This is a genomic window from Pseudomonas cedrina subsp. cedrina, from assembly GCF_001983175.1.
Lineage (GTDB): Bacteria > Pseudomonadota > Gammaproteobacteria > Pseudomonadales > Pseudomonadaceae > Aquipseudomonas > Aquipseudomonas cedrina.
Genome location: NZ_MNPW01000011.1, coordinates 24,541 through 49,571, shown reverse-complemented (window position 1 = coordinate 49,571; position 25,031 = coordinate 24,541). Strand labels below are relative to the sequence as shown.

General features: G+C 62.0%; 24 protein-coding genes. 11 read left to right on the top strand and 13 right to left on the bottom strand.

Annotated elements, in window-relative coordinates:
* Window positions 1-180: 180 nt before the first annotated feature.
* Window positions 181-1,542 carry an MFS transporter gene (locus BLL36_RS21830; RefSeq protein ID WP_076953452.1) on the top strand — a complete coding sequence of 454 codons (1,362 nt, stop codon included), beginning with the start codon at window positions 181-183 and terminating at the stop codon, window positions 1,540-1,542.
* A 19-nt stretch (window positions 1,543-1,561) separates the two neighbouring features.
* Window positions 1,562-2,887: a glucarate dehydratase gene (gudD, locus tag BLL36_RS21825; RefSeq protein ID WP_076953451.1), complete on the top strand. Its 1,326-nt coding sequence runs from the start codon at window positions 1,562-1,564 to the stop codon at window positions 2,885-2,887.
* Window positions 2,888-3,204: 317 nt separating this feature from the next.
* Here the strand turns inward: gudD and BLL36_RS21820 are convergent, their stop codons facing one another.
* The 3 genes from BLL36_RS21820 to BLL36_RS21810 all read right to left on the bottom strand — a co-directional run bounded on the left by BLL36_RS21820 (window position 3,205) and on the right by BLL36_RS21810 (window position 4,924).
* On the bottom strand, window positions 3,205-3,558 hold the full coding sequence (locus tag BLL36_RS21820) for an addiction module antidote protein (RefSeq protein ID WP_076953449.1): 354 nt from the start codon (window positions 3,556-3,558) through the stop codon (window positions 3,205-3,207).
* A gap of 1 nt (window position 3,559) precedes the next feature.
* Window positions 3,560-3,862 (bottom strand): type II toxin-antitoxin system RelE/ParE family toxin, encoded by a 303-nt coding sequence (locus BLL36_RS21815; RefSeq protein WP_076953446.1) that lies wholly within the window; start codon window positions 3,860-3,862, stop codon window positions 3,560-3,562.
* A 138-nt stretch (window positions 3,863-4,000) separates the two neighbouring features.
* Window positions 4,001-4,924: an ABC transporter substrate-binding protein gene (locus tag BLL36_RS21810; protein ID WP_076953783.1), complete on the bottom strand. Its 924-nt coding sequence runs from the start codon at window positions 4,922-4,924 to the stop codon at window positions 4,001-4,003.
* Window positions 4,925-5,165: 241 nt separating this feature from the next.
* Here BLL36_RS21810 and BLL36_RS21805 point away from each other — a divergent pair, with 241 nt between their 5' ends.
* Window positions 5,166-6,413, top strand: coding sequence for an acyl-CoA dehydrogenase family protein (locus BLL36_RS21805; protein ID WP_076953443.1), 1,248 nt, complete (start codon window positions 5,166-5,168; stop codon window positions 6,411-6,413).
* A 43-nt stretch (window positions 6,414-6,456) separates the two neighbouring features.
* Here the strand turns inward: BLL36_RS21805 and glyA are convergent, their stop codons facing one another.
* The 5 genes from glyA to serC all read right to left on the bottom strand — a co-directional run bounded on the left by glyA (window position 6,457) and on the right by serC (window position 12,257).
* Window positions 6,457-7,722: a serine hydroxymethyltransferase gene (gene glyA / locus BLL36_RS21800; protein ID WP_076953441.1), complete on the bottom strand. Its 1,266-nt coding sequence runs from the start codon at window positions 7,720-7,722 to the stop codon at window positions 6,457-6,459.
* Window positions 7,723-7,747: 25 nt separating this feature from the next.
* A complete protein-coding gene (locus BLL36_RS21795; protein WP_076953439.1) occupies window positions 7,748-8,929 on the bottom strand; it encodes an aspartate aminotransferase family protein in 1,182 nt (393 codons plus the stop codon).
* 22 nt (window positions 8,930-8,951) lie between these two features.
* The gene (locus BLL36_RS21790) at window positions 8,952-9,797 is read right to left on the bottom strand and encodes a YggS family pyridoxal phosphate-dependent enzyme (RefSeq protein ID WP_076953437.1); all 846 of its coding nucleotides are present in this window, start codon (window positions 9,795-9,797) and stop codon (window positions 8,952-8,954) included.
* On the bottom strand, window positions 9,797-11,050 hold the full coding sequence (locus BLL36_RS21785) for a benzoate/H(+) symporter BenE family transporter (protein WP_076953435.1): 1,254 nt from the start codon (window positions 11,048-11,050) through the stop codon (window positions 9,797-9,799). The genes BLL36_RS21790 and BLL36_RS21785 overlap by 1 nt, the downstream gene beginning before the upstream one ends.
* Before the next feature lie 124 nt (window positions 11,051-11,174).
* Window positions 11,175-12,257: a 3-phosphoserine/phosphohydroxythreonine transaminase gene (gene serC, locus BLL36_RS21780; protein ID WP_076953434.1), complete on the bottom strand. Its 1,083-nt coding sequence runs from the start codon at window positions 12,255-12,257 to the stop codon at window positions 11,175-11,177.
* A gap of 134 nt (window positions 12,258-12,391) precedes the next feature.
* Here serC and pdxR point away from each other — a divergent pair, with 134 nt between their 5' ends.
* On the top strand, window positions 12,392-13,888 hold the full coding sequence (gene pdxR, locus BLL36_RS21775) for a MocR-like pyridoxine biosynthesis transcription factor PdxR (protein ID WP_076953432.1): 1,497 nt from the start codon (window positions 12,392-12,394) through the stop codon (window positions 13,886-13,888).
* Here pdxR and BLL36_RS31070 read toward each other — a convergent pair.
* On the bottom strand, window positions 13,885-14,058 hold the full coding sequence (locus BLL36_RS31070; protein ID WP_165448123.1) for a hypothetical protein: 174 nt from the start codon (window positions 14,056-14,058) through the stop codon (window positions 13,885-13,887). The genes pdxR and BLL36_RS31070 overlap by 4 nt on opposite strands.
* Before the next feature lie 27 nt (window positions 14,059-14,085).
* A complete protein-coding gene (locus tag BLL36_RS21770; RefSeq protein WP_076953430.1) occupies window positions 14,086-15,384 on the bottom strand; it encodes a serine hydroxymethyltransferase in 1,299 nt (432 codons plus the stop codon).
* 438 nt (window positions 15,385-15,822) lie between these two features.
* On the opposite strand from BLL36_RS21770, the gene BLL36_RS21765 reads away from it, so the two are divergent.
* The 4 genes from BLL36_RS21765 to BLL36_RS21750 all read left to right on the top strand — a co-directional run bounded on the left by BLL36_RS21765 (window position 15,823) and on the right by BLL36_RS21750 (window position 19,024).
* Window positions 15,823-16,785, top strand: a complete 963-nt coding sequence (locus BLL36_RS21765) for an AurF N-oxygenase family protein (protein WP_076953428.1) — start codon at window positions 15,823-15,825, stop codon at window positions 16,783-16,785.
* Window positions 16,782-17,828, top strand: a complete 1,047-nt coding sequence (locus tag BLL36_RS21760; protein ID WP_076953426.1) for a 2Fe-2S iron-sulfur cluster-binding protein — start codon at window positions 16,782-16,784, stop codon at window positions 17,826-17,828. The genes BLL36_RS21765 and BLL36_RS21760 overlap by 4 nt, the downstream gene beginning before the upstream one ends.
* 36 nt (window positions 17,829-17,864) lie before the next feature.
* Window positions 17,865-18,575, top strand: coding sequence for a glutamine amidotransferase (locus BLL36_RS21755; protein ID WP_076953424.1), 711 nt, complete (start codon window positions 17,865-17,867; stop codon window positions 18,573-18,575).
* Window positions 18,576-18,655: 80 nt separating this feature from the next.
* Window positions 18,656-19,024, top strand: a complete 369-nt coding sequence (locus BLL36_RS21750; RefSeq protein ID WP_076953422.1) for an antibiotic biosynthesis monooxygenase family protein — start codon at window positions 18,656-18,658, stop codon at window positions 19,022-19,024.
* Window positions 19,025-19,187: 163 nt separating this feature from the next.
* On the opposite strand, the gene BLL36_RS21745 is transcribed toward BLL36_RS21750, so the two are convergent.
* Window positions 19,188-19,769, bottom strand: a complete 582-nt coding sequence (locus BLL36_RS21745; protein ID WP_076953420.1) for a CGNR zinc finger domain-containing protein — start codon at window positions 19,767-19,769, stop codon at window positions 19,188-19,190.
* 96 nt (window positions 19,770-19,865) lie between these two features.
* Between BLL36_RS21745 and BLL36_RS21740 the strand changes: the two genes are divergently transcribed.
* Complete coding sequence (locus BLL36_RS21740; protein ID WP_076953419.1) at window positions 19,866-20,801, top strand: alpha/beta fold hydrolase; 936 nt, start codon at window positions 19,866-19,868, stop codon at window positions 20,799-20,801.
* 105 nt (window positions 20,802-20,906) lie between these two features.
* On the opposite strand, the gene BLL36_RS21735 is transcribed toward BLL36_RS21740, so the two are convergent.
* Window positions 20,907-22,034 carry a mechanosensitive ion channel family protein gene (locus tag BLL36_RS21735; protein WP_076953417.1) on the bottom strand — a complete coding sequence of 376 codons (1,128 nt, stop codon included), beginning with the start codon at window positions 22,032-22,034 and terminating at the stop codon, window positions 20,907-20,909.
* A 247-nt stretch (window positions 22,035-22,281) separates the two neighbouring features.
* Between BLL36_RS21735 and BLL36_RS21730 the strand changes: the two genes are divergently transcribed.
* Together BLL36_RS21730 and BLL36_RS21725 are read left to right on the top strand one after the other, a co-directional pair.
* Entirely contained in the window at window positions 22,282-23,226 is a 945-nt protein-coding gene (locus BLL36_RS21730; protein WP_076953415.1) for a hypothetical protein, read from the top strand.
* Window positions 23,227-23,274: 48 nt separating this feature from the next.
* Window positions 23,275-23,712 carry a bleomycin resistance protein gene (locus BLL36_RS21725; RefSeq protein ID WP_076953413.1) on the top strand — a complete coding sequence of 146 codons (438 nt, stop codon included), beginning with the start codon at window positions 23,275-23,277 and terminating at the stop codon, window positions 23,710-23,712.
* A 58-nt stretch (window positions 23,713-23,770) separates the two neighbouring features.
* Here the strand turns inward: BLL36_RS21725 and BLL36_RS21720 are convergent, their stop codons facing one another.
* A complete protein-coding gene (locus tag BLL36_RS21720; protein WP_076953411.1) occupies window positions 23,771-25,021 on the bottom strand; it encodes an MFS transporter in 1,251 nt (416 codons plus the stop codon).
* Window positions 25,022-25,031 lie beyond the last annotated feature (10 nt).

The following is a 25,031-nucleotide window of genomic DNA, read 5'->3' as shown; positions in this document are numbered from 1 at the left end:
CGGAAAAAATTAGCTAACCCGCTGTTATTGCACGCTTAAATATCAACAATCCGGCCCATACACGCCATCAAGCGAACAAAACAATCATTAACGCATTGCAGCCAAAAGAAACCTACTTGTATGATGTCTATCAACAAGACACGCAAACCCGCATAAAAATAATCAGGGGGAGTTTCAATTGTGAGCCATTCAAGCCAGGTATCTGCCGCACCAGACAGTGATCCAGTCCTCGCGCGCGCCGTGAAGAAAGTGAAGGGCCATGTGCTCCCACTGTTCGTGATCATGTTCATCCTCAATTACATCGACCGGGTCAATATCGGCTTTGTGCGTACGCACATGGAGCATGACCTGGGCATCGGCGCGGCGGCCTATGGCTTCGGCGCCGGGCTGTTTTTCATCGGCTACGCGCTGTTCGAAGTGCCTTCCAACATGCTGCTGCAAAAGGTCGGTGCACGTATCTGGCTGACCCGCATCATGTTCACCTGGGGCATCGTCGCGACCCTGATGGCGTTCATCCAGAACGAAACCCACTTCTACATCCTGCGCTTTCTGCTGGGCGTGGCCGAGGCCGGTTTCTTCCCTGGCGTGATCTACTACTTCACACGCTGGTTGCCCGGTGTGGAGCGCGGTAAGGCCATCGCGATTTTCCTCAGTGGCTCGGCGATTGCGTCGCTGATTTCCGGGCCGCTGTCGGGCGCGCTGCTGCAGATCGAAGGGTTTGGCTTGCACGGCTGGCAATGGATGTTTGCTATTGAAGGCCTGGCCTCGGTGGTGATCGGCTTTTTTGTGTGGTTCTGGCTGGACTCAAAACCCCACGACGCCAAATGGATGACCCGCGAAGAACAGGACGCCCTGGTCAATGCGATCGACCAGGAACAGCGCGAGCGCGAGGCCCTCACCACCGTCAAACCGACCATCGGCAAGCTGCTCAGGGATCGCCAGATCATGCTGTTCTGCGCGCTGTACTTCTGCATCCAACTGACGATCTACGCGGCGACGTTCTGGCTGCCAAGCATCATCAAGAAGATGGGGGACTTGAGTGATGTACAGGTCGGTTTCTTCAATTCGATTCCGTGGCTGATCTCGATCATCGCCATGTACGCCTTCGCCTCGCTGTCGGGCAAGTTCAAGTTTCAGCAGGCCTGGGTCGCTGCGGCGCTGCTGATTGCCGCAGCGGGCATGTTCATGTCCACCACCGGCGGGCCGGTCTTCGCCTTTGTGGCGATCTGTTTTGCGGCCATCGGTTTCAAGTCGGCGTCGTCGCTGTTCTGGCCGATTCCCCAGGGCTACCTGGACGTGCGTATCGCCGCCGCGGTGATCGCGCTGATCAACTCCATCGGCAACCTGGGTGGCTTCGTCGCACCGACTACCTTCGGTTTTCTGGAACAGACCACAGGTTCGATCCAGGGCGGCCTCTACGGCCTGGCCGGGACCTCGGTGCTTGCGGCGATCCTGGTGTTCTTTGCCAAGACCAAGCCCTCGGTCGCACTGACGCCAGCCGACGCCTCGGCCACCGGCGCTGCCATCAGCAAACCTCTTTAAGTCACTTCAGGAATTTGCCATGAACACTCCCGTCGTCACCCACTTCCAGGTCATCCCCGTCGCCGGCCACGACAGCATGCTGCTCAACCTGAGCGGCGCCCATGGGCCTTATTTCACACGCAATATCGTTATCCTCAAGGACAGCGCCGGCAATACCGGTGTAGGTGAGGTACCCGGCGGCGAGCGCATCCGCGAAACCCTGGAAGACGCCCGCGGCCTGGTGATCGGCCAGCCTATCGGCCAGTACCAGCGCGTGCTCAACCAGATGCGCAGCACCTTCGCGTCACGCGACTCGGCAGGGCGCGGTTTGCAGACGTTTGACCTGCGCATCACCATCCACGCCGTCACCGCCATGGAAGCCGCGCTGCTCGACTTGCTCGGCCAGTTTCTCGACGTCCCGGTGGCGGCCCTGCTCGGCGAAGGCCAGCAGCGCGATGCGGTGAAAATGCTCGGCTACCTGTTCTACGTCGGCGACCGCAGTGCCACCGATCTGGCCTACCGCAACGAAGCCGACAGCGACGATGACTGGTTCCGCCTGCGCCACGAAAAGGCCCTGACCAGCGACGCCGTGGTGCGCCTGGCCGAAGCCGCGCAGGCCAGATACGGCTTCAACGACTTCAAGCTCAAGGGCGGCGTCCTCAGCGGCGACGCGGAAATCGAAGCCGTCACCGCCCTGGCCGAACGCTTTCCGACGGCACGTATCACCCTGGACCCCAACGGCGCCTGGTCGTTGAAAGAAGCCATCCGCCTGTGCCGCGACCAGCACCACGTGCTGGCCTACGCCGAGGACCCGTGCGGCGCCGAGAACGGCTACTCGGGCCGCGAAGTCATGGCCGAATTCCGCCGCGCCACGGGCCTGAAAACCGCCACCAACATGATCGCCACCGACTGGCGCGAAATGGGCCACGCGATCCAATTGCAATCGGTGGACATTCCACTGGCCGACCCGCACTTCTGGACCATGCAAGGTTCGGTGCGCGTGGCGCAGATGTGCCATGAATGGGGCCTGACCTGGGGCTCGCACTCCAACAACCACTTCGATATTTCCCTGGCGATGTTCACCCAAGTCGCCGCCGCAGCACCGGGCGACATCACCGCCATCGACACCCATTGGATCTGGCAGGACGGCCAGCGCCTGACCCGCGAGCCGCTGCAAATCGAAGGCGGTTACGTGAAAGTGCCGAGCAAGCCAGGCCTGGGCGTGGACATCGACATGGACGCCGTGGCCAAGGCCCACGAACTGTACAAGGGCATGGGCCTCGGCGCGCGGGATGACAGTGTGGCGATGCAGTTCCTGATTCCGGGCTGGCGCTTCAACAACAAGCAACCGTGCCTGGTGCGCTGACGGTTCGATAGGGTGGGTAGATGTGTGTCGAGCTTTAGCGAGGCTGCGATAGCGGTGGGGCAGCTGATGAAGATGTTAACAGTGCCGCCGCCTTCGCAGCCTCGCCGGGGCTCGACAGCTCCCACATTTGATCTCGGTCGTTGCTGAAATTGCGTTCACAGGCACAACCCAATTCCGCCGGACACAGCCGATCCCCTGTGGGAGCTGTCGAGCTTTAGCGAGGCTGCGAAAGCGGTGGGTCAGGCGATAAAGATGTTGCCAGTGCCGCCGCCTTCGCAGCCTCGCCGGGGCTCGACAGCTCCCACATTTGGACTTAGTTACTTTACGGATAGTGGTCGTTGGATTGGCTGCACGGTCAGCTCGACCCCTAACGCAACCATTAACTTTTGGATCGTTTCATAGCGCGTTTTTGAGCCGCCTTTCAGCGTCTTGTAAAGGCTCTCGCGATTAACCCCCGCGGCCTCGGCAACTTTATTCACTCCTTGCGCCTTGGCAACCTCGGCCAGCGCCTTCATGAGTATTTGAGGGTCTTGAGACCTCATGCTTTGCGCGAGGTACGCGCTGATCGTTTCTGGGCTGTCGAGGAAGCGTGAAGCTTCATAGACGCTGGTGCCGGATGTATCAAGATCGAGGATCGGCATGTCCTCTGGTTTGAATTTCGATTCGCTCATTTCATCTGCCTCTCAGGGCATCGAGAATCTCTTTTGCCCGTTTGATTCCTCTCTTTTGGTCGGTTTTATCGCTTCCCCACAGCATCAGGTAAGCGGTGATGCCCGTCCGTACAAAGTACATCCTGTAGCCGGGCCCGACGAACACCCGCATTTCACTCAAGCCACCGCCTACCGGCTCGCAATCGCCAAAATTGTTTTCTTCGGCTCTGTCCAGCCGAGTCAGAACAGCCACTTTCCCACAAATATCCCTCATGCCGTCGAGCCATGTATCAAACTCCGGCGTCCTGCCGATTACGTTAGTCAAAGTATCACTTGTAGCCTACTGGCTACTCCTTGTCGATGCCAGTGAATTTTTGTTTCCGATGAGCTCCGGAAGAAAAAATCCTAGTTCAGCACCGTACAAACGTTCGGCCGAGACTATGAGTGCTTGTTTCCTGCGCGTTTAAAGCGCCCGATCAAACAACGGCGCCACGTCATACCGCTGCTTCAGCATCTGCGCATCCACCAGGAAATCCGCCGTGGCCTGGGCTTCGCTGACAATCTTCGGCGAGATGGGCAGCACCTTGATTGCATCGCGCTTGAACCACACCTTGGCGATTTCCGGCGCCGACTGGTTGGCCTTGGACCACGCCTCGGCATACTCATCAACGTGCGTGGCGCTCCATACACGCGCACGGGTGAGGCGTGCGATGAAGTCCTTGATAATCGCGCTTTTCTGCGCCAACGCCGGTTCATACGCCACGATGTAAGTCGGCGCGCTCATCAAGCCCTTGGCGTTGCGGATCAAGGTGCTGCCTTCTTTTTCCTGCAACGACACATAGGGTTCCCACGTACCGAAGGCATCGATGTCGCCCTGGGTCAGCGCCAGGCTCGCTTCGGCCGGGAGCAGGTATTTGAAGTGGACGCTGCTGCGCGGCACACCGGCTTCGTCCAGCGCCTTATACGCCAGTTGCTGGCTCCACGAGCCGTTCCAGATGGCGACGGTCTTGCCTTTGAGGTCCGCCACCGAGTGAATGCCCTTGCGCGCCACGATGCCCACGCCGTCGAGGCTGGTCTGGGTGCTGGCGACCACCTTGACCGGCGCGCCATTGGCGGCCAGGCTGATCACCGGGGTATCGCCGACGATGCCTACGTCCAGCGCGCCGCTGGCCACCGCCGAGGCCACGGGAGAGCCGGTGTTGAAGCGTTTGAAGTCGATCTTATAGGGCAGGTCTTTGAGCTCGCCCGAAAGCTCCAGCACGATGCGATTGGAGAAGAACTGATCGCCCACAATCAATGTTTGAGGCTGCGCCGCCCATGTTGAAGGGCCGTACAAGGAGAGCGAGGCCAGGCCCAGCAGAGAGAGCAGTGTTCGACGGTTGATCATGAAATCACCCACAGGGTAGTTGGTCGGTTTCAACCATCTGTGAGCATGCAGTCTGGTCGTTCGCCCTAGAAGCTATCGCAATAAAAGCGCGGCGTTTAATACTGTTGTGCACTATCGATAGAACTGCCTCACAGCTCGCTAGCTACTTTTCGTATTAAAAATTTCGCCACCCTTGGGTTAGGGTGACGTCACCAGACCACTGGACCCCAGCACCTGAACCTCTTTCAGCAAGGTCCATTGCATGTCGATTCCCGCTTTGAATATCTGGGGCGCACCGCCCACCGCCCGCTACGAACAACTGGCCGCGCCGTTTCGCCCGCTGTTTGCGCAGATTCTCGCGCAGGCCGCCGAGGCGGATCAGACACGCGGCAACCTCGCCTCGGTGATCCAGCAACTGAACGCCCTGGGCTTGCCCCGTTGGCGTCTGCCCGTCAGTTATGGCGGCCAGGACGCCACCCTGGTCGAGCTGCTCGCCCTGCTCACCGAGCTGTCCGCCGCCGACTCCAACATCACCCAGGCCCTGCGCGGCCACTTCGGTTTTTGCGAAGACGTACTCAGCGCCAAGGACCTCGACTGGCGCGCCAAATGGCTCGATCGCCTCGGCCAGGGCGCCCTGCTTTCCCCCGGCAGCACCGAAGTCGGCACCCAGGCACGGGGCGATTTCGAGACCCGCCTGCACCGCGACGCAACCGGCGCCTTGCGCATCAGCGGCAGAAAGTTCTACACCACCGGCGCGCTCTACAGCGACCTGATCAACACCATCGCTACCGGTGAAGACGGCACACATTACAGCGTGGTCGTCGACCTCAAGGCTCCCGGCGTGCAGATCGTGGATGACTGGAACGGCTTCGGCCAACGCCTCACCGCCAGCGGCACCTGCATTTTCGACAACGCGCCGGTGGTGGACGACGAGGTGCGCCTGACCCAGCAGCGCTTTGGCCACGGCCAATCGTTCTTCCAGCTCTACCACCTCAGCACCCTCGCCGGCATCGCCCGCCGCGCTGCACTGAGTGGCGCCGAAGAACTCAGCCGGCGCGCCCGCACGTTCACCACCGGCAACGCCGACACCGCCGCGCAGGACGTGCAACTGCTGCAGGTGATCGGCGAGGTGGCGAGCCAAGCCTACGCCGCGCAAGCCATCGCGCAGCAGGCGGCGCAACGCCTGGAGCGCACGGCGCACCACGTGATCGCCCATGGCCAGCCGCTGCATGATGACGACCCGCACGTGGCGCTGGCGGAGCTGGAAGTGTGCCTGGCGGTCAACCCGGTAGTGGATGCGACGCTGGCGGCCACCACCGCGCTGTTCGATGCGCTGGGCGCCAGTGCCACCGCCAGCGACAAAGCGCTGGACCGGTTGTGGCGCAATGCGCGCACCTTGGCGAACCACAATCCGCGGGTATACAAGTCGCGGATTGTGGGCAATTACCTGGTCAACGGGGTGTTGCCGCCCGCGCAGTGGCGGGTGGGTGTAGCGAAGGGGAGCGGCTGATGAGCCCCGGCCACCGCCCCCTCAGGCGATGGCCGGACCAGGCTTAGCGATACACCGGATGACGCCGGCACAGTGCGACGACCTGTTCGCGCACAGCGTGCCCGACCTTATCGCTGTCGCCGCTTTGCAGCGCGTCGAGTACGTCGCACAACCAGCCAGCCACTTGCTCACACGCCTCTACACCAAACCCACGGGTGGTCACCGCCGGGGTGCCGATCCGAAGGCCGGAGGTCACAAAAGGCGAGCGCGGGTCATTGGGCACCGAGTTTTTGTTGGCGGTGATATAGGCACTGCTCAGCGCCGCGTCAGCCTCCTTGCCGGTGTAGGGTTTGTCGGACAGGTCGATCAGCATCATATGGTTGTCGGTACCGCCCGAGACGATCTTGTAGCCGCGCTCTTGCAGCACTGCAGCCATCGCCCGGGCATTGACGACCACCTGGGTTTGATAGGTCCGAAATGCAGGCGCAAGCGCTTCCTTGAACGCCACGGCCTTGGCCGCGATCTGGTGCATCAGCGGCCCGCCTTGCACGCCCGGGAACACCGCCGAATCGAGTTTTTTGTAGAAGGTTTCGTCCTGGCCCTTGGACAAAATCAAACCGCCGCGAGGCCCGCGAAGGGTTTTGTGCGTCGTGCTGGTGACCACATGGGCATGGGGAAGCGGGTCGGGGTATTCGCCCGCAGCGACCAGCCCGGCGACATGGGCCATATCGACCCAGAAGATAGCCCCTACCTTGTCGGCAATGCTGCGCATGCGGGCCCAGTCCTTGTACCGCGAATAAGCGGAAAAGCCGCCGATCAACATTTTGGGGCGTGTGCGCAGGGCGATGCGTTCCATCTCGTCATAGTCAAGAAAGCCGGTTTCAGGGTCCAGCCCATAAGGCACGATGCGGTAGTGGCGCCCCGAAAAGTTCGCCGGGTTGCCGTGGGTCAGGTGCCCGCCCTGGGCCAGGTTCATGCCCATCACCGTATCACCGGGGTTGATCAGTGCCAGGAACACCGCCGCATTGGCCTGGGCGCCTGCATGGGGTTGCACGTTGGCATAGTCGCAGTTGAACAGGGCCTTGACCCGTTCGATGGCCAGCCGCTCGGCCACGTCGACGTATTCACAGCCGCTGTAATAGCGCTTGCCGGGGTAGCCTTCGGCGTACTTGTTGGTGAACACCGTGCTCTGGGTATGCATTACCAGCGGGCTGGCGTAGTTTTCCGAGGCGATCAGCTCGATATGGTCTTCCTGACGATGCACTTCGTTGTGAATCGCTTCGTGCAGCTCTGGGTCGAAAGCGTTGAGGGTCAGTGTCGAGTCGTACATGTGCACAGTGTCCTTGGGCAAGAAATCAAGCGGCGGGTGACAGCAGGCGCGTGATGCGCGCGGCAATGTCATCGATTTGCGCGTCATCGCAGATCAGCGGCGGCAACAGGCGCACGGTGGTACCCCGCGTGACGGTGATCAGCAGACGCTGTTCTTCACGGGCCCGGCCGACCAATTCGGCGCACGCACGATTGAGCTCGATGCCGATCATCAAGCCGACGCCGCGAACCGACACCACCTCAGGGTGGTTGCCCAGCGCCCGTTTCAAGGCCGCCAACAAGCGCTGGCCAGAAGCGGCAGCGCGTTGCGGAATGTGATCGCGCTGCATGATGTCGAGCACCGTGCAGCCCACGCGGCACGCCAGCGGGTTACCGCCGAACGTGGACGCATGGTGACCGGGGGAAAACAGCTCGGCGGCCTTGCCCCGTGCCAGGCACGCGCCAATGGGAAAACCGTTGCCCAGCGCTTTGGCCAGGGTAATGACGTCCGGCGCGATACCCGCGTGCTCAAAGCCGAACCAGGTACCGGTGCGGCCAAGGCCAGTCTGCACTTCATCGATCATCATCAGCCAATCGTGTTCGTCGCACAGTTGACGCAACGCCTGCAGGTAACCCGCAGAGGCGGCGTGCACGCCCCCCTCCCCCTGTACCGGCTCGACGAGCACGGCGACGATACCGGGCGATTGCGCCGCAACCCGGCGAACCGCCTCGATGTCGTCGTACGGTACTCGCACAAAGCCCGGCATCAAGGGCTCGAAGCCGTGGTGCACGGCGGGGTTGCCGGTGGCCGCGAGGGTCGCCAGGGTGCGCCCGTGAAAGCTGTTGTCCATCACCAGCACTTGCGGCTGAGCCACCTGACGGGCGTTGGCGTGCAGGCGCGCCAGTTTGAGCGCGGCTTCGTTGGCCTCCGCCCCGGAGTTGCAGAAGAACGCCCGCTGCATGCCCGAGAGCAGGCACAGCCGTTCGCCCAATTGCTCCTGCCAGGGGATGCGAAACAGGTTGGTCGTGTGCAGTAACAGCGTGGTCTGCTCGGCGATGGCCGCCGCGATTTCGAGGTTGGCATGCCCCAGGCTTGTCACCGCCACTCCGGCGATGGCATCCAGGTATTCAACGCCCTCGGTGTCCCACAGCGAAGCGCCTTGACCCCGACTGAACGAAACCGGTTGCCGGGCTGAGGTGTGCATGAGGTAAGCAGGTGCAGCGGACATTGCGGGCCTTCCTGTAGAGGGGTCAACGGCTGGGAGTGATCGACAACAACGTGTCTTCACGGAGGGGGCGGGTATCGGCGGTCGGCCAGTAGTACGCATCCGGCATGGCGCGGGCGCCGAAGATCGCCTGTCCGACGCGCACCACGGTCGCGCCCTCTTCAATGGCGATTTCGAAATCACCCGACATGCCCATCGACAGCGCCTGCAGCGACACCCCGTCAGGAACGTTCTGAAGCAGGCGGTCGCGCAATTCATGCAGCCGAACGAAGCACGGGCGCACTCGACCCACGTCGGCCGAAAACAGCGCCAGCGTCATCAACCCACGCACCCGCAGTGTCGGGAACGCCGGCATGGCCGCCACGAAAGCCGCCACGTCAACGGGTGCGAGCCCGTACTTGCTGGCTTCGCCGGAAGTATTGACCTGCACGAATACGTCCATCTGCCGACCTTCGATACGCAGGCGGCTATCCAGCGCCTCGGCCACCCGCAGGCTGTCAAGTGCCTGGAACTCGCTGGCGAAGCGCGCCACCTGCTTGGCCTTGTTGGTCTGCAGGTGACCGATCACAGACCATTGCAGGTCTTGCAGATCGGTCATGGCTTGCCACTTGCGCTGGGCTTCCTGCACTTTGTTCTCGCCCAGCAGGCGGCAACCGGCGGCATAGGCCAGACGCAGGTGAGCTTCATCGAAGGTCTTGCTGACCGGCAGCAGCCGCACCTCGGCCGGGTCACGCCCCACCCGGCGGCACGCCTCGACAATGCGTCGCTGCACGGCAGCCAGGTTGCGACGGAAATCTTCGACGCTGTCGGCCTGGGGGTAACGGCCATGGCGCGCGTGCAGTGCAGTGAGGTCTTCGATTTGACCAGGCATCAGTTAGCCGCTCCTTTGCTGGGCATTGCCACCGGCTCGGCCTGCCGGGCAGTCGCGTTTTCACGACGCGGCCACTGCCCATTGAGTACGGCGTAGGCCGCCAGGCCGATGACCAGGCCCCAGAACGCGCCACCAATGCCCAGCAGCGTGATATTGGCCGCGCACGCCAGAAAAGTGATCAGCGACGCCTCTCGCGATTTCACCTCTGCCATGGCATTGGCCAGGCTGGCGCCGAGGGTGCCCAACAGAGCCAGCCCGGCCAGGGTGGTGATAAACGTTGCCGGGAAGGCCATGAACACCGCCGCCAGGGTTACGCCGAAAACCCCCACCAGAATGTAGAACACGCCCGCAGCCACGCCGGCGATCCAGCGCTTGGACGGGTCTTCAGAGGCTTCCTTGCCGGTGCAGATGGCGGCAGTGATCGCCGCAAGGTTGAAGGCATGGGAACCGAACGGCGCCATCAGCAGAGAACCCAGCCCGGTCACGCTGAGGATCGGGTTGGCACGGGTGCTGAAACCATCATTGCGCAGCACCAGCATGCCGGGCATGTATTGCCCGGTGAGCGTGATTAGAAACAGCGGCAACGCCACGCTCAGCAACGCATTGACCGAGAACTCAGGGCGGGTGAACACCGGGGTCGCGAACTCCAGCGCCAGACCCGAGAAGTCCACGCGCCCCTGCATCAGCAGAAAGCCAAGCCCGAGCACCAGAATGCCGACCACTGCGTAGCGCGCATTCAGGCGCTTGAACAGGATATAGGCGCCGATCAACACCCCGACCAACAGCGGGTCGATGCTCATGCTGGCGAACGCACCGATGCCGAACTGCAGCAGGATGCCGCCCAACAAGCCTGCCGCCACACCGGGCGGGATCAAGCGAACGGCTTTCTCGAAATAGCCGGACACACCCAGCAGCACGAACGCTGCCGCCGAAATCATGTACGCCCCGATGGCCTCGGCGTAGGGGGTGGTCGCCAAGGCGACGATCAAAAAGGCCGCTGCCGGTGTTGACCAGGCGGTGATGATCGGCTCGCGGCTCACCCAACTGAGCAATAGCCCGGTCACCCCGACACCGATCGACACTGACCAGACCCACGACGCCGTCAAACCAGGGCTGAGCCCTGCGACCTTGGCAGCCTGAAACACCAGGATGAAGGTGCCGCCGTAATTGACGATCACCGAAATCAGCCCGGCGACTACCGGGTGCAGCAGGTCCCGCAGACGCAGGGACGAGAGGGATTGAGTAGATGACATAAAGCCTTGGCTCCTTGCTGGGCGATGTATCGGGCCGCGGATAAGCGGTCATTTATAGCCGTTGAATGGCACGTTCTACCCCTACGCTTTAACGCAGCAGACCAGACCACTTTTCGCGGTCGGCTCAGCCATGCTCGCGGGCAAACGTGTTCATGAAGTCGCACAACGCTTGTACCGCCTGCACCGACACGGCGTTGTAGAGGCTGGCGCGCAGGCCACCGACGCTGGCGTGGCCCTTGAGACCATTGAGGCCTGCCTGCTCGGCGCGCCGCAAAAAAACCTTCTCCAGCGCCGCTTCGGCCAGCCGGAAGGGCACGTTGTTGATAGAGCGGTACGGTAACTGCACAGGGTTGCGATAAAACCCGTCACTCCCATCAATCGCGCGGTACAGCATTCGTGCCTTGGCCTGGTTGCGCTGGTGCAGGACCTGCAGGCCGCCACTGTGCTTGATCCACTTGAGCGTCAGGCCGGTGAGGTACCAGGGGAACGTCGCCGGAGTATTGAGCATCGACTGCGCGTCACTGATGCGCGCGTAGTTGAGAATGTCCGGGGTGAAGGCATGGGAGCGTTCCAGAAGCGCCGGGTCGACGATGACCACCGTCAACCCGGCCACGCCCATGTTTTTCTGCGCGGCGGCATACACCAGCCCATGCCGGGCGATGTCGATCGGCTTGGACAGCAGGCTTGAACAGGCATCGCACACTAACGGCGTTTCGCTCGTGGGCGTGTCGGTGAACTGCACCCCGTGCACGGTTTCATTCTCGGTGTAGTGCAAGTACGCGGCGTTGGGGTCCAGGCGCCACTCCGAGGCGGGAGGGACGCGGTCGAACCCGGATGCGTGGGCACTGGCAACCACGCGCACGTCGCAGTAACGCCGCCCAGCCTCGATCGCCTTGCCCGACCAGAGGCCGGTGTGCAAGTAGTCCGCCGAGCGTTTGTCGCCGATCAGGTTCATTGGCACTTGCGCAAACTGCAACGAGGCGCCTCCTTGCAGGAACAGCACTTTGTAGGCGGGTGGCACCCCGAGGATGTCGCGCAGGTCTCGCTCGGCCTCGCGGGCCACCGTCATGAACACCTGTGAACGGTGGCTGATTTCCATCACGGACATACCGGTGCCGGCAAAATCGAAAAACTCCTCATGCGCCTGCGTGAGAACATCCAACGGCACCGCGGTGGGGCCTGCGCTGAAGTTGTGTGACCGAGCCATGTCGAGTAACTCCTGTTCATGAACGCTCGCCCCAGATCGAATCACCGAGGTAATGCCTGGGGTGGCGAGGGCCAGAGTCTACGGATAGACTGGCCTGCCAATACCTGCCAATCCATGGAAGTAGAGCAGACCGCATGGCAAAAACCTTCGAGCTGGAAACCCTGAAGATGCGCCTCAATGACGTTGAGTTTGAGCTGCTGGATCTGCACCAGCGGATCCAGCGCGCGCTGCGTGCGCTGATCCTCGATGGCGCCCTGGGCCCGGGCTTGAAACTGCCCGCCACGCGAGTGCTGTCCAAGTCACTGGGCTGCGCCCGCGACACCGTTGAGAACGCCTATGTGCAGTTGCATCGGGATGGATTTATCGTGCGTCGCGAAGGCGCCGGCAGTTACGTCTGCGACACAGTGGGCGTTCAATTGCGCGGCGCAGGCCGCCGACGCCCAAAGGCTCAGGAAGCCAGGAGCAGCGTTGCTGCGCCGGGCGCCGAACTAAGCCAACGCGGGCGGATGATCTTCGACACTGGCGGCGTGCGCGATCAGCAAGTAATCAAGGCATTCGCCACCGGCCTGCCGGAAACCCGCAGCTTCCCGACGGATGTCTGGGAGCGTTTGCAGCGTCAGGTCATGAAGGACTATCGCGCGAACGTGCTGCTGCATGGCGACCCACAAGGGGCCGAGCCACTGCGCAAAGCCATTGCCACCTACCTGAACCTGGAGCGCGGCGCCAAATGCTCCCCCGACCAAGTGCTGGTCTTGAGCAGTACGCGTCAGGCGCTGTACTTGTGCGCGCAGTTGCTGGTGGACGCCGGCAAGCCGATCCTGCTGGAAAACCCCGGCTATTACGGCGCGCGCAAGGCCTTCGAAATTGCCGAAACCAAGGTGCTGCCGATTGATGTCGACGAGTGCGGCATCCGCACCGACCTGCTGTACGCCGACCGCAGCGGCGCCCATTGCGTGTATGTCACGCCCTCGCACCAATACCCCACCGGCGCGACGTTGCCGCTGGAGCGGCGTCTTGAATTGATCAATTGGGCGGCGCAAAAAGGCAAGTGGATCATCGAGGATGACTACGACAGCGAGTTCCATTACGACGGGCAACCCACGGCGTGCGTGCAAGGCCTGGACAAGTACCAGCGCACGCTCTACATCGGCACGTTCAGCAAGACCCTTTACCCCGGGCTGCGCATGGGGTACATGGTGCTGCCCCCCGAGCTGGTCAAGCCTTTTGCCTATGCGCGCAGCATGATGGATGGCCACACCCCGCAAACCCTGCAACTGACCCTGGCGCGCTTCATGGAAGACGGCCACTACAATGCGCATGTGCGCGCCATGCGCAAGCTGTATGCCGGACGACGCTCGATCATGCACGAGGCCATCGGCAAGTACTTGAGCGCGGTGGTGACTGCCGAGCTTCCGCCGGGCGGGTTGCAGATTCCCTGTGTGCTCAAGGCCGGATGGACCGAGGAAAAAACCATCCGTCAGGCCGCCGCCGCTGGCGTGCAACTGTCGGGCCTCAGCGGTTTGTACGCAGGCGAGCCGAAGCAACAGGGCTGGCTGCTGGGCTACTCCTCCCTGACTGCGTATGAAATCGAAGCCGCCATGTTGCGCCTGTCCAATGCCCTGAAAATCTAATGGCCCAGCGCGTAGTTCATCAACAGGTACAGGGCCCGGGCGGCCAGCAGCGCACGCCTGGGCGGGCTGGGGTATACCGTGATGACCGGTTGCGGCTGGGCAACGACAGTCGGCCCGGACCGTGATTTGCAAGTGGCCTTCAGTCGGCCAGTCGGGATGATGCCGGGCATTGGAACTCCTTCGAAAACCACGGACGGTTAATACGGCAATCTGAAACGCTTGGTCAGGTCGCTGATGCCTTCACGAATCGAGCATTCAGTGCGGGCGTCGAGGGCACCACTGCGCACGCCACCCAGCATGGCCAGAATCATGTCGCCGATCTCCCTGAATTCATCCACGCCCATGCCACGTGATGTGCACGCCGCACTGCCCAGACGTATACCGGACGTCACGGTGGGCTTGACCTCGTCGCCGGGCACCACGTTTTTATTGACGGTAATGCCGATTGCCTCCAGCGCACGCTCGGCAACATTCCCCACCAGCCCCCAGGGCCGCAGGTCGATCACCCCCAGGTGACAGTCGGTGCCGCCCGACACCACAGACAGTCCCCCTTCCGCCAGACGGCCGCACAACGCCTGGGCATTGGCGACCACCGCGTGGGCATAAACGCTGAACGCCGGTTGCAGTGCCTCACCCAGCGCCACGGCCTTGGCCGCGAGGGTGTGCATCAGTGCGGCGCCCTGCAGGCCGGGGAACACCGCCGCGTTGATCTTCTGCGCAATGGCCTGCTCGTTGCTCAGGATCATCCCGCCGCGCGGGCCGCGCAACGTGGCATGGGTGCTCAGGGTCGTGACGTGGGCGAACGGCACCGGCGACGGATACGCCCCACCCGCGACGAGCCCGGCGACATGGGCGATGTCGGCCATCAGGAACGCACCCACCTCATCGGCAATCGCACGAAACCGCGCGAAGTCCAACGCCCGTGAATACGCCGATGCCCCTGCGATGATCAGCCGCGGGCGTTCTTGCCGGGCGATCCGCTCGACCTGATCCATGTCGACCCGATGGGTTCCCGAGTGCACGCCATAGCTGAGGGCCTGGAACCAGCGCCCGGACAAATTGAACGCCGCACCATGGGACAGGTGCCCGCCGGACTTGAGGTCCAGGCCGAGGATCTTGTCCCCGGGTGCCAGCAAAGCCAGAAACACGGCCTGGTTGGCCTGGCTGCCCGAATGGGGTTGCAGGTTGGCATAGGCACAGTTGAACAACTGCCTGGCCCGCTCGATGCCGAGTGCTTCAATCGCATCGACATTGCAGCAACCGGCGTAATAACGACGCCCTGGATAGCCTTCGGCATATTTGTTAGTCAGTACCGACCCCTGGGCCTCGAGCACCGCACGACTGACTACATTTTCGGCGGCAATCAGTTCGATGGACCGCATCTGACGCTGGCGCTCAGCGTCGATGGCGCGCCACACCTCAGCGTCCACCTGGGGCAGCGCAACGCCACTGACCCCTGGCAGCGCATGGCCCTCTCGATAAGCGAAATGCGGCATGGTCACTCCCTGTGTAAACATCCGATAAAACATCGCCCTACCCTAGCCGCCCGCGCAGCGGCCAGTCATACCAGTTCGCTTCTGCGTTGCAGACCACTGCGCTCGACTCCACCGCCACACGGGCTGCACGGGCAGGCGCGGAGAAAGTACAGCCCATCAAAGTGGTCTGGCAGATTCACCGGCAATGGACTACCGCGCAAGACCGTCGCCTTATTAAGCTCTGCGCCGGTTTTGCCACGCTCATCACACAGGTTTCATGGCGCCACAGGTGGCATTCAAGTGATCTGGCGCAATAACACTGGCGCTTTTTTGCCGCAGACTTGAAGGGCTCCGTCCCGCATTTATCACGCTGCACTCCCGCTTGTGCGGGCCCGTTATTTTTGCAAGGACTGCACGGTAAACCCAAACACCAATCGCTGATTTCCTTGGAGTTAAAACATGGAACGTTTGAACTGTGGTACCGATGACGCGGTAGAAAACATGTTGGCCAAACTCTCCACGCTCTGGAAAACCCGCGCCGCCGTCAACAACCCGCAACCGAACTACCGGGGTCTGGCCTTCGATGCCGACAAGCACGACTTCAGCCTGTCCCTGCTACCGTTTCGTGACCACCAGGCCTGGCTCGAAGCCCCCCAGGGCCTGCAATCCAAATGCCTGTCCTACGCCTGGGGCATCTACAACCTCAAGACCATCTACATTGAATGCGATGTGGTCGTGCCTGCCTGCGAGGACATCATCAAGACTCCGCCGCCGAGCAACAACCGCGCCCTGCTGCAGGATGTGATGTCCCAGGCATTGCTCGACGAAGCCCTGCACACGCGCATGTCGATCATGGCCTGCAACTATATCTATGACATGCGCAAACTGACCCCGCTGGATTTCAGTACTTTCAACCTGGTGACCTGGCGCCAGGCCCTGCTGGCCAACTGCACCGCCGAATGGGAGCGCCGCCTGACCCGCTTCGGTGTCGCATGCGCCAGCGAAACGCTGATCACCGATTACCTCAAGACCATGGCCGAAGACAGCAGCATCCAGGCGGTGTGCCATGAGGTCACGCGTACCCACGCCATGGACGAGTGGAGCCACTCCAGCGTCTTCAGCTTCGTCGCGTCCGACATCGTCCGTGGCCTGGGCCGCAAGGAACGCGAGTACCTGCGCTCGATCATCCTGCGCACGGTGCAGATGTTCGCCAACAACGAAATGGGCGCCTGGTCCAGTGTGTTTGCGATGCTGGATTTCCCTCACGCCGGCGAGATCCTGCATGACGTGGGCGACAACAACGAAATCGGCGTTTATACCGACTCGCTCGAAGCCCTGATAGATCGGATTGGCTTGACCGGCAACGGCCTCTGCAGTGCCGCGTATGCCATCGAAACCCTGGGCGAGAAGGTCAGCGCATGAATACCTTGACGTCTCTTCAGGCACTGTGCGAACACGTGAGCGTTGAAACCGCCAACGTAAAAGTCTTCGCCCTTCGCGTGCTGGGCGCATCCGCCGAATTCCTAGACAGCCTGGAAGCTGGCAAACACGTGGCCCTGCACGCCGCAGACATGGCGGGCACACCTCACCAGCGGCTTTATTCGATCACGCGCAAGCGCGGCGCCGACCGGTTCGACATTGCGGTCAGGCGCGAAGGCCATGGCGGGGTCTCGGACCAATTGCACGCTACGCTGCAAGCCGGCTCGAGCATCTCGGTGCAGTTTGTGGCGGGTGATATTTCGCTGGCGTCGGTGCTGGGTTGCCGACAGGTCGGCATGCTCGCTGGCGGCATCGGCATCACTTTGCCGATTGCATTGCTGCGCGGCCTGGCCGAGCGCGCGCGACGCACATTGGCGGTGCCCGATGTGAGCCTGCTGCTGTGTGTCCCGACACTCGCCGAGATCCCTTTCCTGCACGAGCTGCTGGAGCTTGAGCTGACCACCTCGTGGTTCTCCTTGCAGGTGTTCGTCACCCGCGAAGCGGTTAACAGCAACGGGCATTTGCGCGCCGGTCGTCCCCACGCCCAGGACCTGAGCCGGTTGGGTGACCCCGAGCGGGTGGTGATCTGTGGCAGCCATGGCTTCGCCCAGGGCATGCGCGAGTACATGTTGGCCATGTTCCCCGCCAGCCGCTTGCTGATCGAGTCGTTCACGCCACCGGCCGCACCGGCCGAGGCCCCGACCGACACGACGCTGCGCCTGTACTTGAACCACAACGATCAAATACTGGAGCCAGCCGCCGGCAAGAGCTTGCTGGAGATGCTCGAAACCAGCGGTATCCAAGTGCGCAGCCTTTGCCGCGCGGGTATCTGTGGGCACTGCCGGCTGAAGGTGTCGGAGGGTCACTACACCCTTGAGCCCGACTTCTGCCTGACGGACAAGGACAAGGACGAAGGCTACGCCCTCGCCTGCTGCACCTTCCCGCGGTCGGGGACGATCAAGGTCGACCTCACCCCCACGGCTTGAACCCTAACCGTCCTTTTTTAACCGTTGAGTGTTTCCATGAAAACTGCCATTGCACTGCGCCACATTCATTTTGAAGACGTTGGCACCCTGGATACCGTTCTGGCCGAAGAAGGCTATACGCTGATTTACCTGGACCCCACGGTGGACGTCATTTACAGCGAGCAGGTGTTGCAGGCCGACTTGCTGATCGTGCTCGGCGGTCCTATTGGGGCCCATGATGAGCAGCTGTATCCGTTTCTGCATGACGAACTCAACCTGGTGCGCCAGCGCGTGGCGTCCGGCAACCCTCTGCTGGGCATCTGCCTGGGCGCGCAACTGATCGCCCGAGCCATGCACGCCGACGTTTATCCGATGGGGGTCAAGGAGATCGGTTTTTCACCGCTGACCCTGACCCCTGCCGGGCAAGCATCGCCGCTCGCCGCATTGATGGACACCCCTGTGCTGCACTGGCACGGCGACCAGTTCGATGTGCCCGAAGGCGCTTTGCTGCTGGCCAGCACCCAGGTGGGTGCCCATCAGGCGTTCGCCGTGGGCAACACGATTCTGGGCCTGCAATTTCACCTCGAAGCAGATACCGCGAACATCGAGCAATGGCTGGTCGGCCATGCCAGCGAACTGGCACAAACGGGCATCGACCCTGTTGCGTTGCGCAGCGAAGCCCTGCGCCTCGGCGACCGCCTGACCCGCGCGGCGGGTGACGTCATGCGGGCGTGGTTGAACAACCTGGGCAACCCGATAAAACACTGAAGCGGTTGGGGCAACCGCTCCCCGCCTGTGCACCGTGTAGAACCACCTGAGCAGTACCGTCAAGGATGAGGAGTCCAAAAATGATCGTTGTTTTGTTTGAATTGCAAGCCCTGCCAGGCCAGGGCGAGACCTATGTCGACCTGGTCAACAAGCTGACCCCATTGCTTGAACCCATGGAAGGGTTCATCTCCGTCGAATGCTTTCAAAGCACGCTGAACCCCAAGAAGGTGATGTCGGTCACCACCTGGCGCGATGAGGAAGCCGTGGTGCAGTGGCGCAACGTGACGGCGCACCTGTCGGCCCAACGCGCCGGGCGCGACAAAATCTTCGATGACTACCGCGTGCGCGTGACCTCGGTAATTCGAGATTACGGCCTGCGTGATCGCGAGCAAGCGCCTTATAACGTGGTGGTGGACGGCGAACCCACCACCGCAGCTGCGCTGGTGTAATGCCGTAATCTAACGAGTCACGGCTGTAGCCAGTCGCATGCGCTTCATCCCAGCCGGTCGCCTCGAGTTGTTTGCGCAAGCAGGCAGCACCTGGCGTCCGGTTTTTGTCAGTGGCCGCGCCGCAGCGGTTGTGAAGGTTGGCGCAGTCTAATGCGCTTGCCTTCTAAAGTTTGTGCCTGGCACGAAAAGCCGCCACCTTCATCCGATTGCCGCAGGTCGCCATGCTGCACCAGCGGCGGCGGTGTGACTTGCTCAAGTCGTGGAACAGCAGCACGCAATCATGGGCCTCGCATTGGCGCACGAACTCGAACTTGTCGTGCGTGACCAGGCTGGCCAAGGCGTCGGCCACCGGCCAGAGCAGGCTGGCCGCACTGCTGTCTTTGGGCTGGGTGGCAATGCGCAACGCCGCTGTATCCGCCGCCCATTCCAGCCTGCTTACCGGGCGCCCCGCTTCAAGCACCTGGTTGATCACCGTGAGATCGGCAGGACCGCCGGTCATTGCAGCCTTCACCACAGCACTTGCACACGCGCGCAGCTCACGCGCGAGGGCCAGCAGCCCGGGCGGCGACGTCGGGCCGGCGTGCTCGCGCAACAGCCCCGCCTGTGTCAGCCAGCTCATGACGCCTTGGTCATCAATAAAGCAGTCATGGCGCTGATCACCCACACCGTACTGCGTATTGATGAAGTCGAGCGCCAGGTTGTCAGCCAGAAAAAGTGCGCCTGGGGCAGTGCTGATCGGATTCATGGGCAGCCTGTAACTAATGAAAATATGTTTGACAGGTTACCAGACTCAAGCATAACCTTCAAACCACCACTTAAACGGTTACATAGGAAGCACATCATGACCTCATCCAAATCCATTGCCGCTGCCGGGCTCACCGCCTCCCTGCTGATCAGCGGTGCGTCCGCCGCAGACAACCCGGTGCATTACCGCCATGCGCAGGTCGGCGACGTGAAGGTCTTCTACCGTGAGGCAGGCAACCCGGACGCGCCGACCGTCCTGCTGCTGCACGGCTTCGCCGGCTCGTCCTTCATGTTCCGCGACCTCATGCCTGCACTCGCCGACCGTTACCACGTGATCGCGCCGGACCTGCCGGCCTTCGGCTACACCGAAGCTCCGCCGCGCGGCGAATACGCCTACACCTTCAGCCAATTGGCAAAGACCATCGGTGAGTTCACCGAACAGCTCAAACTCAATAAATACGCACTGATGGTCCACGACTACGGCGCTCCTGTTGGCTGGCGCCTGGCCGTCGCCCACCCCGAACGCGTGACCGCGATCATTTCCCAGAACGGCAACGCGTATGAAGAAGGCTTGGGTACCGGCTGGGTGCCTATCCAACGTTATTGGCATGCGCCCACCCAGCAGAATCGTGAAGCCCTGCATGACTTCCCGACCCCGGCCTCGATCAAGTGGCAATACCTTGAGGGTGTGGCCGACAAAAGCTCGGTCTCGCCCGATGGCTACACGCTGGAAGGCTTGCAGATATCCCGGCCAGGCAATGCCGAAATCCAGCTCGACCTGGTGTTGGACTACGCCTCGAACGTAGCGATGTACCCGGCGTTCCAGGCGTACTTCCGCCAGTACCAGCCGCCGTTGCTGGCGGTGTGGGGCAAGAATGATCCGTTCTTCCTGCCGGCCGGGGCCGAGGCCTGGAAGCGCGATATTCCAGAAGCGGATATTCGGTTTTATGACACTGGGCACTTTGCGCTGGAGACGCATGGCCAGGAGATCATTCCGGTCATTCGGGCGTTTCTGGACAAGAATATTCGGTAAGTCTCCTGTGGGAGCTGTCGAGCTTTAGCGAGGCTGCGAAAGCGGTGGGTCAGGCAATGAGATGCCAGCCTTGCCGCCGCCTTCGCAGCCGGTTCGTCAGTCACATCAGGCATGCTCCACACGCGATGAAACCTGCGTCCGCGAAGGCGCTGCCGCCGCCTCTGGCAGCGAAGCCACATGGACGGTGCGCGACGGGAATGCAAAGCAAGCACCCAGTTCGGCCACCGCTTCCATGATGCTCAGGTTGATCCGTTGCTGCACATCCATATAGACGTTATAGCTCGCGTCCAGAACGATATAGACGGTTTCGAACTCCAGCGCGCTCTCACCAAAACTCCTGAAATGACAGCGGTCGAACCTGGCCAGTTCTTCACCTTTGATAATGTCTTGCACCCGTTGTGTCACCTGCCGGATCTGTTCGGTGGAGCAGTCGTAGGTCAGGCGAAATTCGAACACGATCCGCCGCTCCTGCAGCCGCTTGTAGTTCTGGATGGTGCTGCCGATCATGTCGGCGTTGGCCATGACTATCTGCTCGCCACCCAGGCTGCGAATGCGCGTGGTCTTGAGGCCGACATGCTCAACCGTACCGGCGAGCGTGCCCACCACGATGAAGTCGCCGACTTCAAAGGGTTTGTCGACCGCAATGGACAGCGAGGCGAACACATCGCCCAGAATGTTCTGCACCGCCAGCGCCACCGCGATACCGCCCACGCCGAGGCTGGCGACAAACGCAGTGATATTGACGCCCAGATTCGACAGCATCGCGAGCAGGATCACCGCCCATAACAACACCCTGACGCCCCACAGACTCAGGGTGGCCAGGGCGCTCGCTTGAAACGTCCCAGTGGCGCTGTGCCGAGAAAAATAGCGGTGCAACCCAAGCGCCAAGGCGCGGTTGGCCCACAGGCCGATCTGCAACGCCGCCACCACAAACCACAGGCTGCTGACCCGGCCAAGCCAGCGCTCCGGCAGATCCAGCAGACCAATCCCGACCAGGATCGACGCCAATAGCAGTAATGTGGTGCTGGTCGCCGACAGCACTTGGCTGGCGATATAACTCAGATGACCATTGTCGACGCTTGCCCTGGCCTGGACCTTGCGAAAAACAAAACGAATGGCTGTTCTTGCCAGTAAGTAGCTGAGCGCAGCGGCGCAAACCGCCAGGGCCCAACTGGCCAGCGAAATACCCAGAAGGGTGTACGTGGTGAAAAAACCTGCGAAATCCTCGATCATTGAAACCCCCTTTTGAAGCCTGCGACGGCGCATGCGTTGTCGCGCATGGTCGGTCGCAGCCAGGTAAACGCCCCTTGCATCTGACGATGCAGTCAAGTGGCCTGTCAGGGTTAGGCGGCCTGGGTTTTCGGGTGTTCAATCTAATCGAGGACAATCGCGGCGGGCCCGGCTTAAGGTATCCTGCGCAGCATCAACCTCGACCCCGGCCTGCGCGCCGGCCTTGAAGCCAGTGCATAGAGACCCCGGCATGCTAATTGGGCACCGCTTCGAACTCACCGCCAACGGTGACCTGCACATCCACTCATGCAATCGGGTGCAGAGCATGGTCGTGCTGCTGGTCGGCGCAATCGCCTTTACCCTGCCGGTGGCATGCGTGGGATTCTGGCTCACCGAATGGCAATCACAACTGGCGGACCTGGACCCACTGTCGACCCTGTTGTTAGTGCTCGCGCTGCTCCTGATGCCTGCCCTGGGCCTGTCGCTGATGGTGTACATGGGCATGCGCGAGTCGTTGTTGTTGTCGCGCCTCGACGGTGAAGGCAAGTGCCGCACGCAAAACTTTTTCGGGCGTCGCGAACGTATCGTGTCGGTCTTCAGAATCGACACACCGCGCGCCCTCGAACTTCGCCGCCGCGAACAGGCCGAGCCCGCCTACACCCAGCTATGGCTGGTGATGCGCGACGGCAGCGAACAGCGCTTGACCACCGATAACGTGCCGGTGGTGCCGGGAAGCAAGCGCACCGATGCGTGGCTGCAGGCGCTGGCCGACTACTTGAACGTCGCCGTGCCCACCGAGGTCGTCATCGGATCGGCCGTCGGCAAGCCGGCACCTTATCGCCCTGCCCCGTCGCCCGCCAAGAGCGCCAGGTTGCGCAAAGCCAAAGGCCCCGCGCCTGCGGTTGAACCCTCTGAAAAACTCGGCATCCCCCTACGCGCCCTGCTCACCTTGCTGGGTGCTTTCCTGGCAGTGCTGGAGCTGACCCAAGTTGTTGCATTGGTGCCCGCGGTGTTCAGTGGACGACTTCGGATCAACGGGTTTCGCTCGGGGTATACGACGTTCTACTGGGCCGAACAACCGCTCACTTTTTCATTCAATGTGCTGATGGGTGTAGCCGAGGTACTGGTTATTGGCTTCATCGCCTGGGGTTGCCTACGGACGGCGGTGCTGGGGCGGCTGAAAGCCAACCCCTGAGTTCGGTCAGGAACATGACGGAAAATTTCGTGAAATGGAAGTCATCTTATGTTCGAACGTAACAAACTGGTTCCGGAGTTAATGGACACCCACCTGGATAACAGCCTGGCTTTTTGGGTTGCTTGCCTGGGTTTCAAAATAGCTTATCAACGCCCGGAAGACGGGTTTGCCTACCTGGATTTGAATGGCGCCCAAATCATGCTTGAGCAGGTTGAGCCCGACGCGGGTCAATGGCTGACTGCGCCGTTGGCCAAGCCGTTTGGAAGAGGCATCAACCTACAGATTGATGTCGAGGCGGTTGCGCCCATCCTCTGCAAGCTTGATGAGGCGGGTTTTCCACTCTATCGAGCCTGCAAAGACACTTGGTATCGGGCTGAAAATGTTGAGGTAGGCCAGCGCGAATTCATCGTCCAGGATCCCGACGGTTATCTGGTGAGGCTGGTAGAGCGGTTGGGCGAGCGACCGGCCTACCCAAACAAGGCCTGAGCCAAGCCGCCGAAGCAAAGCTTAATCAAGCTGCGCACCGGCGGCTTGGGGAGCTGGATCAGAGGTGCAGCGCCGGCCTGCTCCGGGCAGCGCCATGGACGGAAGGGACCCGCACACACAGTGCAATCAGCAACGCGGCCAGCAGCATCAGCACGGCCGCTGCGACAAATACGCCTGCGCTGCCACCGAAGCTGAACATCGCACCGCCAGCCGCCGCGCCTGTGGCGATGGCCGACTGCACAGACGCCACCACCATGCCTCCGGCGCTTTCCGCCTGGTCAGGGACCGCGCTGGCGACCCAGTTCGACCACGCCACCGGCACGCCACCAAAGGCCAGGCCCCAAACGGCCAACAGAACGGCCTGCCCCGGTACCGAGGCCGGCAACAGGACCAACGCCAGTGCCGCAACGCCCACCAGCGCGGGCATCAGCACCAGGGTGGCCAGCGGGTGACGAGGCAGCAGCCAGCCGGCTACCAGCGTGCCGACAAAGTTGGCCACACCAAAACCCAGCAGCATCAGCGACAGCCCTTGCGGCCCAATGCCGGTCGTCCCTTCGAGGAAAGGCCGAATATAAGTGAACATCGCGAAGTGCCCGCTGTGCACCAGCACACAACCCAACATGCCCACGGCGATGCCCGGCCGCTGCAACACCTCAAGCACCGTACGCAGGCGTGCCGGCCGACGCGGCGCAAGGCTCGGCAGCGTGAACGACTGGAAAGCCAGGGTCACCACCCCCACCGCCGCCGCAGCAAAGAACGCGCTGCGCCAGCCATAGAGCCCGCCCAGAAAACTGCCCAGCGGCACCGCAACCACCGTCCCGATGGCAATGCCACTGAAAATGATCGAGAGCGCTCGCGGCAACAAAGCACCCGGTACCAAGCGCATCGCCACCGCCGCCGCCATGCTCCAGAACCCGCCCAGGGCGATGCCCAGCAAAATACGCATCACCAACAGCACGGCGAAACTGGAGGAAATCGCCACCAACAGATTGGAGGCGATCATCAAGGTGGAAAACCCCAGCAGCACCCAGCGGCGATCGATACTGCGCGTCAGGCCAGGCACCAACAAGCCGGCAAACAGCGCCACCACGGCCGTCATCGTTACCGCCTGGCCGGCCAGCGCTTCGGACACACCCAGCTCAGTCGCCATCGGCGTCAACAGGCTGGCCGGGAGGTACTCGGCGGTCAGCAAGCCGAACACGCCCATGGCCAGCGAGAATACGGCCATCCACGCGGGGGTTGCAGGTTCTACCTCCAGCCCGGCGCCAGGACGGCTGTCGGGTACGGCGTTGCATACAAGGTCAGTCATTGCACGGATC